This window comes from Kitasatospora sp. MBT63 (genome assembly GCF_000710465.2).
Lineage (GTDB): Bacteria > Actinomycetota > Actinomycetes > Streptomycetales > Streptomycetaceae > Kitasatospora.
Window position 1 is genome coordinate 22,406 of record NZ_JAIZ01000719.1, and the last position, 12,326, is coordinate 34,731.

General features: G+C 74.1%; 11 protein-coding genes. 6 read left to right on the forward strand and 5 right to left on the reverse strand.

Annotated elements, in window-relative coordinates:
* Positions 1-57 precede the first annotated feature (57 nt).
* Positions 58-1,122: an ornithine cyclodeaminase family protein gene (locus tag AA75_RS37395; RefSeq protein WP_033824879.1), complete on the reverse strand. Its 1,065-nt coding sequence runs from the start codon at positions 1,120-1,122 to the stop codon at positions 58-60.
* A 237-nt stretch (positions 1,123-1,359) separates the two neighbouring features.
* Here AA75_RS37395 and AA75_RS37400 point away from each other — a divergent pair, with 237 nt between their 5' ends.
* From AA75_RS37400 to AA75_RS37410, 3 genes are read left to right on the forward strand one after another with little or no spacing between them, the layout of a single operon-like run.
* On the forward strand, positions 1,360-3,012 hold the full coding sequence (locus tag AA75_RS37400; protein WP_033824880.1) for a (2,3-dihydroxybenzoyl)adenylate synthase: 1,653 nt from the start codon (positions 1,360-1,362) through the stop codon (positions 3,010-3,012).
* 12 nt (positions 3,013-3,024) lie between these two features.
* Entirely contained in the window at positions 3,025-4,281 is a 1,257-nt protein-coding gene (locus AA75_RS37405) for a DegT/DnrJ/EryC1/StrS aminotransferase family protein (protein WP_033824881.1), read from the forward strand.
* 55 nt (positions 4,282-4,336) lie between these two features.
* A complete protein-coding gene (locus AA75_RS37410; RefSeq protein ID WP_033824882.1) occupies positions 4,337-4,522 on the forward strand; it encodes a tautomerase family protein in 186 nt (61 codons plus the stop codon).
* A 42-nt stretch (positions 4,523-4,564) separates the two neighbouring features.
* Here the strand turns inward: AA75_RS37410 and AA75_RS37415 are convergent, their stop codons facing one another.
* The 4 genes from AA75_RS37415 to AA75_RS37430 form a co-directional block, all read right to left on the reverse strand.
* Positions 4,565-5,317 (reverse strand): TetR/AcrR family transcriptional regulator, encoded by a 753-nt coding sequence (locus AA75_RS37415; protein WP_033824883.1) that lies wholly within the window; start codon positions 5,315-5,317, stop codon positions 4,565-4,567.
* Between the two features lie 95 nt (positions 5,318-5,412).
* Positions 5,413-6,960 carry an MFS transporter gene (locus tag AA75_RS37420; RefSeq protein ID WP_051814099.1) on the reverse strand — a complete coding sequence of 516 codons (1,548 nt, stop codon included), beginning with the start codon at positions 6,958-6,960 and terminating at the stop codon, positions 5,413-5,415.
* A gap of 164 nt (positions 6,961-7,124) precedes the next feature.
* The gene (locus AA75_RS37425) at positions 7,125-7,787 is read right to left on the reverse strand and encodes a ScbR family autoregulator-binding transcription factor (RefSeq protein WP_051814096.1); all 663 of its coding nucleotides are present in this window, start codon (positions 7,785-7,787) and stop codon (positions 7,125-7,127) included.
* A 574-nt stretch (positions 7,788-8,361) separates the two neighbouring features.
* Positions 8,362-9,036, reverse strand: a complete 675-nt coding sequence (locus AA75_RS37430) for a ScbR family autoregulator-binding transcription factor (protein ID WP_033824885.1) — start codon at positions 9,034-9,036, stop codon at positions 8,362-8,364.
* 186 nt (positions 9,037-9,222) lie between these two features.
* On the opposite strand from AA75_RS37430, the gene AA75_RS37435 reads away from it, so the two are divergent.
* From AA75_RS37435 to AA75_RS37445, 3 genes are all read left to right on the forward strand, one after another.
* Positions 9,223-10,203, forward strand: a complete 981-nt coding sequence (locus AA75_RS37435) for a ScbA/BarX family gamma-butyrolactone biosynthesis protein (RefSeq protein ID WP_082527122.1) — start codon at positions 9,223-9,225, stop codon at positions 10,201-10,203.
* Positions 10,200-11,180 carry an NAD(P)-dependent oxidoreductase gene (locus AA75_RS37440; RefSeq protein WP_063794520.1) on the forward strand — a complete coding sequence of 327 codons (981 nt, stop codon included), beginning with the start codon at positions 10,200-10,202 and terminating at the stop codon, positions 11,178-11,180. Before AA75_RS37435 ends, AA75_RS37440 begins: the two co-directional genes overlap by 4 nt.
* Before the next feature lie 138 nt (positions 11,181-11,318).
* The coding region (locus AA75_RS37445; RefSeq protein WP_055731261.1) for a hypothetical protein at positions 11,319-12,326 on the forward strand (1,008 nt) is incomplete at its 3' end.

Here is a 12,326-nt window from a genome sequence, read left to right on the forward strand (position 1 = left end):
TCCTTCGGCGCGGCAAGGGTGCGGGTCGCCCGGGGCGGGCGGCCCGCCCGCGCCCGGTCAGGTGTGGTCGGCGGCTACGGCGGCGGGGGTCAGCGCGTAGGGGTCGAGGGCGTCGGCGGGGTGGTGTTCGATCTGCAGCCGCAGGCCCAGGTCGTGTTCGGCGGCCATCTCCAGCAGGACCTCCATCGCCAGGTGGTCCTCCAGGGCGAAGCCGGTCGAGTCGAAGACGGTCGGCCGGCCGCGCAGGTCGCGGGCGAGCGAGGGGTCCGCGCAAAGCTCGCCGAGGCTGAGCCCGATCTCGTCCTCCGCCAGCCGCTGGCACTCGCCCTCGTGGCGGGCCTGCTCCGGGTGGTCGGGGCTGACGTAGGCGCGCCGCAGCAGGTCCACCGGCAGCTCGGTCTTGCCGACCAGGTCGGCGCCGATGGCGTTGACGTGCAGGTGCGGGCGGGTGGCGGCGTGCGCGGGCAGCACCGGGGGGCCGTCCACCGCGACGGTCGTCGCCGTGCAGATGATGTCGGCCGACGCGGCGATCAGCTCGGGCACGGCCACCCGGACGTCGAGGCCGAGGAAGGCGACCCGGTCGGCGAGGCTCGCGGCGTGCACCGGATCGGTGTCGTGCACCAGCACCCGCTCGACGGGGAACACCCTGGTGAGCGCGTGCAGTTGGGTGACGGCCTGGGCGCCCGCGCCGATCAGGCCGACCACCCGGCTGTCCGGCGCGGCCAGCAGCCGGCTGGCCACCGCGGACGCCGCACCGGTACGGATCGCGGTGAGCAGCACCCCGTCGATCAGCGCGGTCAGCGACCCGGTGGTGTCGTCGAAGCGGGCGACCGTGCCCAGGATGGTCGGCAGCCCGAACCGGCCCGGGTTGCCCGGGCTGTAGCCGACCGTCTTCAGGGTGATGCTGTCGCCGGGCTCGCGGTGCGGCATCCACTCCCAGATCCCGGGGACCGGCTCGGCGCGGACGAAGCCGCCGCGCTGCGGCGACAGCGCCCGCCGGCCTCTGCCGACCTCGGCCAGGCCCTCGGCCAAGCGGTCGATCACGCGGTCCATCACCGCGTCCCGGCCGACTCTCTCCACCACCTGTGCCACGTCACGTTCGCTCAGGACCCAGGTCTTCATCCGACGCTCCCAGAGTTCGATCGCCGGCCGTCGTGATCGGCCGGGGGCTGAGCGCACCAGCGTGGTCAGCGGCCTTGACACGGGCCTGATGGGGCTGACGGGGCCCCGGGGGCGCCCCGTGCCCCCGTCAGCTGGATCAGCCCGCTGTCAACGCGCCCGCCGAGACTGTCCGGCGCCCGCACCGCGCCCGCACCGAGGGCGCCGGGGACCCTGCCGGGCCCGACGGAAGGACGACCGATGCTGGATGGATGCGTGCCCTGGCCGCCGGAGGTGGCCGAGCGGTACCGCGCCGCCGGGTACTGGCGCGGCGAGACCCTGGGGTCGCTGCTGCGCGGCTGGGCCGAGCGGTACGGCGACCGGGTCGCCCTGGTGGACGCCGACGGCGTCCGGGTGACGTACCGCGAACTGGACGCCTGGTGCGACCGGCTGGCGGCCGGGTTCGCCGAGCGCGGGATCGGCCCTCGGGAGCGGGTCCTGGTGCAGCTGCCGAACACCCCGGCGTTCGTGGCCGTGTGCTTCGCGCTGTTCCGGGCGGGTGCGCTGCCGGTGTTCGCGCTCCCCTCCTACCGCGGCAACGAGCTGCGGCACCTGGCCGAACTGTCCGGCGCCGTGGCCCTGGTGGTCCCGGACCTGGTCAGAGGCTTCGACCACCGGGAGCTGGCCCGGGACCTGCGGGCCGAGGTGCCGCGGATCGCCCAGGTGTTCGTCGCGGGCGACCCGGGCACCGGCGGCGACGGCTTCACGGCCCTGTCCGACCTGGAGCGCGCCCCGGCCGCACTCCCCGAGCCGGACGCCGGTGACGTCGCGTTCTTCCTGCTCTCCGGCGGGACCACCGCACTGCCGAAGATGATCCCGCGCACCCACGACGACTACGCCTACCAGAGCCGGATCACCGCCGACCTCTGCGGACTCGACGCGGACACGGTCTACCTGGCGGTGCTGCCGGTCGAGTTCAACTTCCCGTGGGGCTGCCCCGGCGTGATCGGGGTGCTGGGCACCGGCGGGCGGGTGGTGTTCGCCGAGGAGCCCACCCCCGAGGTGTGCTTCCCGCTGATCGAACGCGAGCGGGTCACCATGACCTCGGTGATCCCGACCATCGTGCACCTGTGGCTCGACGCCGCCGGGCGCACCGGCAGCGACCTCTCCAGCCTGGACGTCCTCCAGGTCGGCAGCTCGAAGCTGCACGACGAGGTGGCCGCCCGGATCGAACCCGGGCTCGGGGTCCGCCTGCAGCAGGTCTTCGGCATGGCCGAGGGGCTGCTGACCTTCACCCGTTTCGACGACCCGCGCCCGGTCGTGCTCACCACCCAGGGCCGCGCGGTCTCCCCGGCCGACGAGATCCGGGTGGTCGGCACCGACGGGCGGGACGTCCCGGACGGGGAGGTCGGCGAGCTGCTGACCCGCGGTCCGTACACCCTGCGGGGGTACTACCGGGCGCCGGAGCACAACGCCACGGCCTTCACCGAGGACGGCTTCTACCGCAGCGGCGACCTGGTCCGGCGGACCGCGGACGGCGGGATCGTGGTCGCGGGCCGGGTCAAGGACGTGGTGATCCGGGGCGGCGACAAGGTCTCCGCCACCGAGGTCGAGGGCCATCTGACCGCCCACCCGGCGGTCCAGCAGGCGGCCGTCGTCGCGATGCCGGACGCCCTGCTGGGCGAGAAGACCTGCGCGTTCGTGGTGCCCGCCGCCGGTGGACCGGCCCCGACCCTGCCGCAGCTGCGCAGGCTGCTGCGCTCGCGCGGGCTGGCCGACTTCAAGCTGCCGGACCGGGTGGAGGTGGTCGACGGCTTCCCGCTGACCGGCCTCAACAAGGTGGACAAGAAGGTCCTGGCCGCGCGGGCGGCCGAGCTGGTGCAGGCCGGTCCGGCAGCCGCGGACGCGGGCTGAGGGAGGAGTGCGATGAACAGCGCAGCGCACTACCTGGTGCCGTTCCAGCGCCGCGGCAGCATCGTCGGCCAGGCCGACCTGGCGGCACTGGCGGACGTGGTGCACTCACCGGACCCGCTGTCGGCGGGCGTGTGGCGCGAACGCTTCGAGCAGCGGTTCGCCGACCTGACCGGCGCCCGGCACGCCCTCTCGGTGACCAGCGGGACGGTCGCCCTGGAGCTGGCCGTCCGGCTGCTCGACCTCGCCCCCGGGGACGAGGTGATCGCCACCCCGCAGACCTTCCAGGCGACCGTGCAGCCGCTGCTGGACCACCAGGTCACGGTCCGGTTCTGCGACGTCGACCCGGACACCCTGAACATGGACCCCGCGGTGCTGGAGAGCCTGATCACCCCCCGCACCCGGGCGATCCTGCTGGTGCACTACGGCGGTCTGCCCGCCGACATGACCCGGGTGCTGGCCCTGGCCCGGCGCTCCGGCATCGTGGTGGTCGAGGACTGCGCCCACGCGCTCGGGGCCGCCCACCGCGGCGTCAGCCCCGGTGCGCTGGGCGACATCGGGTGCTTCAGCTTCCACTCCACCAAGAACATCACCACCCTCGGCGAGGGCGGGATGATCACCCTGAACCGGGCCGACTGGGCCGAGCGGGTCGAACGCCTGCGCGGCAACGAGGTGGACGGGGTGTTCGTCCCGGTCACCGACCGCGCCGGCGAGGAGCCGGCCCTGCTGCCGTGGATGCGGTTCTCCGCCGACGTGTACCGCCGGGCGGCCGTCGGCATCCGCGGCGCGGGCACCAACGCTACCCTCTCGGAGGCGGCCGCCGCCGTCGGGCTGGTGCAGCTGGACGCGCTGGAGCGGTTCACCGAGCGCCGCCGTTGGATCGCGGGCCGCCTGGACGCCGCCGTCCGCGAGTTCCCCGGCACCCGCGTCCAGCAGGTACCCGAGGGCAGCAGCCACGCCTACCACCTGTACACCTTCTTCCTCACGGCCGGACGCGAGGCGCGGGAGGGCTTCGTCCGGGCGCTGGACCGCAGAGGTGTGGAGGTCCAGCTGCGCTACTTCCCGCTCCACCTGCTGCCCGAGTGGCGGCTGCGCGGCCACGGGCCGGGCGAGTGCCCGCAGGCCGAACGGATCTGGTTCGACGAGCAGGTCAACCTGCCCTGCCATCCGGGCCTGAGCGACGACCAGGTGGACCACCTGGTCGACTCGGTCGGCCACGCCCTCCGCGAAGCCCTGATCGGCACCGGCGGCCGCCGGCTCGCCGTGCGCTGACCGCGCACCACGTCCCCTTTCCCCAGCCCCGTCCGACCAGAGAGGCGCACCCACCGTGCCGTTCATCGATGTGAAGATCTACGACCGTCGGCTCGACGAGCAGAGTGAGCGGGAGCTCATCGAGCGGATCACCCAGGCCGTGGTGGACGTCTTCGACGAGTCCATCCGGGCCCAGACCTGGGTGACGCTCACCGGCGTCGCCCCCCGGCAGTGGGGCATCGGCGGTGTCCCCGGCAGCTGACCGGCACCGCCCGGACGGCCGGACGCCCGGGCGGGCAAGCTCTTAGGCGGTCAGGCCGGCGCACATCCCGGCGAGCAGCCAGTCGAGGGCGCGGTCGAAGTCACGGTCGCGCAGCTCGCCGATGCTGACTCCGGAGTGGCGCTCCATCATGCCGCCGCCGGCCTCGATGCCGGGCGCCTCGGCCACGCTGCCGGCGACCTCCTCCAGGAACTCGTCGGCGGTACGGCCCGACTCCCGCCCGTACTCCAGCCAGCGGCTCTCCATCGAGGTGAAGCCGTAGACGTACTGGAAGACGGCCGACAGCGCGGCGGGCCGCTCCTGCTCGGGCAGCGGGGAGCGGGCCACCACCGTCTGGGCGCAGGCGGAGAACCGCATGCTCTGCGGCCCGATGTTGAGGTACTCGCCGTACGAGCGGATCGCCCACGGGTGGGCCACCATGGTGCGGCGCCAGGCGGCGGCCAGGGCCCGCAGGTCGCTCTGCCACGGCCGGCCGGCGGTGAGGTCGGGGAGGTCTATCTCCCCGGCCACCGCGTCCAGGGCCAGCTCCATCAGGTCGTCCTTGTTGGCGACGTACCAGTAGACGGACATCGGGGTGACGTTCAGTTCGGCGGCCAGCAGCCGCATGGAGAACTGGGCGTCACCTTCCGCGTCGAGCAGCCGCACGGCGGTGGCGACGATCTTCTCCCGGTCGAGGTTGCCCGCGCCGGACCCGCTCTCGGCGGCCCGGCGGCCGCGGGCCGGCCGCGGGGTGAGCCATACGCTCTTCCTCGGTTGCGAGGCTCGCTTGGCGGCCACGTTCGTCCTCCTGGTGTCGTCCTCGGGCGGCAGGTGCTGCAGCAAAGGTACGCGGCCGGGTGCGGGAGTCCCCGCACCCGGCCGCCGGTGACGGATCAGGCGGACGCTGCCGCCGGCTCGCGGCCGTTGTCGGCGTCCTGGGCGGCCGCCTCGGCCAGGGCCGCCCGGTGCAGCAGCAGGCCCGCGACCAGACCGCCGGCGAGGACGGCGGCGGCGCCGATCAGCTGGCTGGCGCTGACCCCGTCCGCGAACGCGTCCCGGACCCGGGCCTGGAGCTCCGCCGTCGGGGCGGCGGCCAGCGCCTCGTGCAGGGAGCCGGCCGTGCCCGCGCCCAGGGCGGCGGGGAGCAGCGCGGCGAACCGGGAGTTGAGCACCGCACCGAGGACCGCGACGCCGAGGCCGCCGCCGAACTCGGTGATGGTGCCCTGGACGCCCGCCCCGACGCCGGCCTTCTCCGGCGGGATGGCGCCCATGATGGCGTTGGCCATGGCCGGCATCGCCAGCGCGATGCCGCAGCCCATCAGCAGCAGGCCGATCAGCATGCCGCCGTAGCCGTGGCCCCGGCCGCCCACCGTGGCGACCGCGCCGAGGCCGCCGGCCAGCAGGGTCATCCCGGCGGCGATGGTCCCGGCGGAGCCCAGCTTGGGGAGCACCTTCGCCCCGACGCCCAGCAGGTTGAGCGCCACGATGGTCAGGGCCAGCGGGGCCATCCGCAGGCCGGCGGCCAGCGGGCTGTAGCCGAGCACCAGTTGCAGGTGCTGGGTCAGCAGGAAGAGCGAGCCCGCCATCCCGAACGCGACCAGGATGCCGCCGGCCACCGCGCCGTTGAAGCGCCGGTTGCGGAAGAAGCCCATGTCGAGCATCGGGAACGGCACGTGCAGCTCCCAGCGGACGAACCCGGTCAGCGCGAGCAGTCCGACCACGGCCGGTACCAGCACGCCGACCGAGGTCCAGCCGTGCTCGGGGCCGGAGATGATCGCGTAGACCACGCCGACCATGCCGATGGTGGAGAGCACGGCGCCGACCAGGTCCGGCCGCTTGCCCAGCGGGTTCTTGGTCTCCGGTACCAGCCTGGCGACCGCCAGCCCGCCGATCACCGCGACCGGCACGTTGATCAGGAAGATCGAGCCCCACCAGTAGTGCGCGAGCAGGACGCCGCCGAGCAGCGGGCCGCCGGCGAATCCGAGCGAACTGACGGCGCCCCACAGGCCGATCGCCTTCGGCAGTTCGTCGCCCTCGAAGACCTGCATGATCACTGCCAGTGTGGTGGTCATCAGCAGGGCCCCGCCGATGCCCATCCCGGCGCGGGCGGCGATCAGCTGGCCGGAGGACTGGCTGAACGCGGCGGCCAGCGAGCCGAGCCCGAACAGCACCAGACCGGTGATCAGCGCCCGCTTGCGGCCGTAGCGGTCGCTGAGGCTGCCCGCGGTGAGCAGCAGTCCGGACTGGACCAGCGCATAGGCGTTGATCATCCATTGGATGTCGGCGGTGCTGGCGCCGAGGTCCTCGGTGAGCGAGGGGATCGCGAGGTTCAGGATCGTGTTGTCCAGCAGGACGACGAGCTGCGCGAGGCAGATGACGCCGAGGATCACCCAGCGCCTCGGGTTGCGGGCCACGGCCGGGGCGGCCGCGCTCTGTGTGATGTGCAAGGGGCCCCCAAAGGACGAGTGCGAGGATGTGCTCTACAGCGTAGAGCACAGTTATACGTTGTACAAGTGAACTGCGCGACACGCCGTCCGGCCACGCCGGATGCGGGGCGCGGGACGGCCCACGGGAGCTCGGTGGCGGGCGGGCGACGGCCCTCCGGTCAGCCGGCCCACGAGGGCCGGGCGGAGGCCGGCGGTCCGCCGAACCCGGCCGGTCCGCTGTCCAGTTGGCCGCGCTCCACCGGGCCGGCGGCCAGTCGCGGCAACAGCAGGTCCCAGAACCCGGCGACCAGGTCCGGACCGAGCCACGCCGGGTCGAACCGGGCCAGCACCTCGGACCCGAGGACGACCGCGGCCACCGCGGCGGCGGCATCGGAGGGCGTCACGGCCGAGGTCAGCGAGCCGTCGAGGCGGGCCCGATCCACCAACCGCACGACACTCCGATGCCACTGCACCGGCAGACCGCTCCCGACCCCCCGGGCCGCATCACCGCCCAGCCGGAACCCGGCCCGCACCACGACGTCCTCCCGCAGCCGCTGCGTGAGCACGTGCGTGGCGTCCACCAGCACCTGGAGGGCGGAGATCCCGGGCCGCGCGGAGTCGTCGACCGCCGCCCGCACCCGGCCCACCGCCTCGGTCTCGACCGCGACGGCGAGCGCCTCCTTGCTCTCGAAGTGGAAGTGCAGGGCGCCGTTGCTGACACCGGCACTGCGGCTGATCGCGGTCAACGAGGCCACCGCGAAGCCCTGCCGGTCGAAGGCCTCGGCCGCCGAGAGCACCAGCCGGCTGCGGGTGCGGACGGCACGTTCCTGTTTGGGCGTCAAGAGAGCTCCTGGCATGGGCCTTCGGGCGCGCGCACGGCGCCGTCAGGAGTCGGGGCGGCTCGGTGCGCCCCGCGCAGCGTGAGGGGAACCGGGCGGCGGCGCACCGCGGTACGGCCGCCCGGGGACAGCCCCGCACACACCTGAGCGGAGCAGCCGACCGGCGCCCCGGGCAGACCGCGGGGCCCGGCGGGCACCACGATACAAACCGCCGGACCCGCTTGCCAAGTCAAAGCAGACCGTTCGCCTTGTTTTTCGGCCACACCCCTCCCGACCGGACCCCACGACCCCGGGAGCAGGCACGAAAAACGTGCCGGGCGCCCCGTTCGGGAGGCCAGGCACGCGATCCGTCAAGGGAGCCGGCAGCGCGACTCGGGGCGCGAGCCAGGGCGCGTTTGCAAAGTCGCGTCGGATGAGGCCGCGGCGTTGGGCGCCCGGCTGGGCGTGCGCCCGGATCGCCCTCGTACTGGGTCGTACTTGGGTGATTCGGGCGTGCGTTCAGCTGGGGGCACCGCCCGGCCGAAGGCTGGGGGAGGATGCACGGCGTCGCGGCCCCGGCGGACTTTGCAAACGCGCCCTAGGCGACGTCCGGGGCGGCTGCCTCCGCGGGCTGCGCCGCCACAGCCGTGGCGGCCACCTTCTCGATCCGCGCCTCGCTGACGTCGATCCAGGTGAGCATGGACGGCGCGACGATCGTGGGCAGGACGTGGTTCCACATCACCGAGATCCGCCGGCCGAGGTCCCGGCGGTCCGACATGACCCGCGAGACGGCCTGCAGACCGGTGAAGCAGCCCACGATGAAGTCGCCGGTCTCCTTGGGGTCGACGTGCGGGAGCACTTCGCCGCGCTCCTTGCCCTCGGCCAGCAGCCGCGCACAGATGTCGCCCCAGGCGCCGAACGGGTTGGCGTCCGAGAAGTCCACCGCGCCCTGGTCCAGGGAGAGCCGGGTGCCGGCACGCAGGATCGGGTCGTGCACCAGGCCGTGGGCGACCAGCATGGTCAGGTCGACCAGCTCCTGCGCCTTGGAGCCCGACTCCGGGACCGCCACCTGCATGGTCTGCTCGGCCAGGACGCCCCGGGCGAGGTCCTCCTTGGAGGTGAAGTGGAAGTACATCGCCCCCTTGGTGACCGACGCCCGGGCCAGGATCTCGGCGACCGAGGCGGCCTCGAAGCCGTACTCGTCGAAGACCGACGCGGCCGCGCGCACGATCGCGTTCCGGGTGCGGACGGCCCGCTCCTGCCTCACTGCCATGGGGACTCTCCTGTCATACATCCGCCCCCTGAGGGCGATCCGGTCGGCCAGCCTAGTGACCTTCACATCCGGCTACCAAAAGAACCGGTTGGTATGTATCTTACTCGACAGGGGTGGAGCTGCCGCCCCCAAGACACTGACATTCATGGGGGATTCGTGTCTGTTGTAACGCTTCCGCGCGACATCATGCAGCCCACCGCGGTTCCCGCCCGGCGCGCCATACCGGGGAGCCGCCGCCCGGCGGCCGAGGGAAACCGCCTGACCAGCACTGTTCCCAGGGAACTGGTGCACCGGGCGGCCGTGGCCGAGGTCTTCCTGACCGGCTGGAGCCGCACCGCCGACAACCGGTTCGCGCTGACCGGCCAGTGGCCGCGGGCGCACAGCTACTTCACCCCGGTCAGCCGGCACTACGACCCGCTGCTCACGGCCGAAACAGTCCGACAGGTCGGTACTCTGCTCGCGCACGCCGAGTTCGGCGTCCCGCTGGGCGCCCAGTTCCTGATGTGGGGCCTGCACCACAGCGTCCGGCCCGGCCGGGCCGCGGTCGGCGCCGCGCCCGCCGACCTCGAACTGGACGTGATCTGCTCCGACATCCGGCGCCGGGGCAGCCGCCTGGTGGGCATGCGCTACGAGGTCACCTTCTACTCCGGCGGCCAGGTCATCGCCTCCGGCGGCGCCGCCTTCGACTGCACCAGCCCGGAGGTCTACCGGCGGGTGCGCGGCGAGCGCCGCACCGCCACGGCCCTGCGCCCGCTGCCGGCCGCCCTCGCGCCCGCCGTGGTCGGCAGGTTCCTGGAGAGCGACGTGGTCCTCTCCCCCACCGCCGAGCCGCTGCGCTGGCAGCTGTGCGCCGATGACCAGCACCCCATCCTGTTCGACCACCCGGTGGACCACGTCCCGGGCATGGTGCTGATCGAGGCGGCCCGCCAGGCCGCCCAGGCCATCGACCCTGCAGAACCGTTTCTGCCGGTCCGGATGAAGAGCGAGTTCCACCGCTACTGCGAACTCGACCGCCCGTGCTGGATCGACGCCGAGCCGCTGGCCCCGAACGGGTCCGGCGAACGCGCGGTCCGGGTCACCGGACTCCAGGACGGCGCCCTGGTCTTCAGCTGCGTCCTCGGCGCCCCCGGCACGCCCGGAACCGGCACCCCCGGCTCCACCCGGTGACGCCCGCCCACGGCACCGCCCCCCGGATCCTGATCACCGGCGCCGGCGGCTTCATCGGACGGCACGTCGCCGCCGCCGCCCGCACCGTCCCCGGCGCCCGGCTGACCCAGATGCAGCATCAATCCTCGCTCAGTACGGCACACTCCGGCGCCGCGCACGTCCGCGCCGACCTCACCGATCCGGCCACCCTGGACGGCATCTGCGACGGCATCGACATCGTGCTGCACTGCGCCGCCCGGATCGCCGGGCCCGCCGAGGCGGTCGAGGCCGTCAACGAGCACGGCACCCGCGCCCTGGTCGAGGCGGCGCAGCGGCACGGCGTGCGCCGCCTCGTCCAGGTCAGCACGGCGTCCGTGTACGGCCGCGGCACCTTCCGCGACGCCGGGCCCGAGAGCCTGGCTGTCGCGCCGGGATCTCCCGCCAGCCGCAGCCGCGCCGCCGCCGAACGGATCGTCCTCGACGCCGGTGGCACGGTCCTGCGCCCGCACCTGGTGTTCGGTACGGGGGACCGCTGGGTGGTCCCCGGGCTGGCCCGGCTCCACGGGCGGCTGGCCGCGTCCGTCGACGGCTGGCGGGCCCGGATGTCGGTGGTCGACGTGTCCGACCTCGCCCGGGTCGCGGTCGCCGCCGCCACCGCGCCGGCCGGGCTCCCGGGCGCCTGGCACGCCAACCACCCCGTCCCGGTGACCGGCGCCGAGCTGTTCGACGCCCTGGTCCGGACCGTCGGCCTGCCGCCGGCCGCCGAGGACATCCCGGCCGCCGAGGCCCGCAGACGGCTCGCGGAGGAGCCCGTCCTCCTGCACCACCTCGCCATGCTCTCCACCGACCACTGGTTCGCCAGTGACCGCCTGTGGCGGGAGTCCGGCTGCCCGGAAGGTACCGGGCTCGCCGACTCCCTGGCCCGCCACGCCCCGTGGTACCGCGAACAGCTCGGGCTCACCCGGGCGGACGGACACCCGTCGACGACCTCGCAGTAGCCGCCCCCGCCCGGCTTTCCCGGGCCGACGCGCCAAGGCCCCGGTGTGCACCCACCGGGGCCTTTCGCTGTCCGCCGAGCCCCGCGCACGGCCGGTCGAACCGCACACCGAACAGAGCGAAGCGAACAGACAGAACAGATGGACCACCCGCCGATGCACCCGCACTCCCCTGCCGCACCCGCGATACCCGCCGTACCCGCTCCCGCCGGCGCCCCCGAGCTCACCGACGCGCCGCAGCTCGCACCGCCCGCCGCCCAGTGGCTGTCGACCACCACGGGCCGGCTCAGCCGCGACGGACACTCCTGGATGCAGGCCGTGCACTGGGCCCTGGAGACCCGCCTGCACCCGCGCCTCGGCGCCACGACGCTCCGACTGGCGCTCCTGTTGAGGGATCTGACGCCGTGCAGGCCCGGCGTCGCCTATCTGATGCGCCGTCTCGCCCTGGGCGAGCGCATGGTCCAGTACCACCTGGCGGCGCTGCGCGAGTGCGGCCTGCTCGCCTACCTGGTCAAGGGCGGCCGGATCCGTGGACTGGGCTGCCGGGCCTCGGAGTTCGCCCGCTGCATCCCGCTCGCCTTCGACCGTGCCCTGGGCCTGCGGACCCTCGGTTCGGGGCCCCACCGCCGCCTGGTCGGCATCGCCGAGCACGGCCGCCGGCGGATCGCCGCGCTGTCCCGCAAGGCGGCCCGTACCCGGCGCCGTGGGCGGCCGGCCGGACGCCGTCATTGCACCCCAATGCGGGTGGGTACTTCTCATACGATCTCTGCGGACCGTACTACTCACCCCTCCGAGGGGAATCGGGTGACCACGGCGGAAGGTTCGACGGCGCACCCGGAGGCCGGCCACCGGCCGAACACCGTCCGCCGCCGCTTCGCGCTGGCCGCCGAGCTGGTCCGGATCGTGCCGTGGCTGCACCGCGCCCCGGTCGCCAGGGTGGCCTGGCTCGCCCGGTCCGCCGCGGACGCGGGCTGGAGTGCGGACGAGGTACGGGCCTGGCTGAACCTCAGGGACGCGCCCCGGGACATCCGGCGCCCGGCCGCCCTGCTCGCGTACCGGCTGCGCGGCGCGACGGAGATCTGGGCAACGCCGCGTCAGCGTGCCGCCGCGCTGGAGGCGGACCGCGACAGCGCGCGTTCCGCGGCGGCC

Coding starts and splice junctions, on each gene's coding strand:
- AA75_RS37395 (WP_033824879.1), bottom strand. CDS start 1,122: ATGAAGACCTGGGTCCTGAGCGAACGTGACGTGGCACAGGTGGTGGAG.
- AA75_RS37400 (WP_033824880.1), top strand. CDS start 1,360: ATGCTGGATGGATGCGTGCCCTGGCCGCCGGAGGTGGCCGAGCGGTAC.
- AA75_RS37405 (WP_033824881.1), top strand. CDS start 3,025: ATGAACAGCGCAGCGCACTACCTGGTGCCGTTCCAGCGCCGCGGCAGC.
- AA75_RS37430 (WP_033824885.1), bottom strand. CDS start 9,036: ATGGCAGTGAGGCAGGAGCGGGCCGTCCGCACCCGGAACGCGATCGTG.
- AA75_RS37435 (WP_082527122.1), top strand. CDS start 9,223: ATGCAGCCCACCGCGGTTCCCGCCCGGCGCGCCATACCGGGGAGCCGC.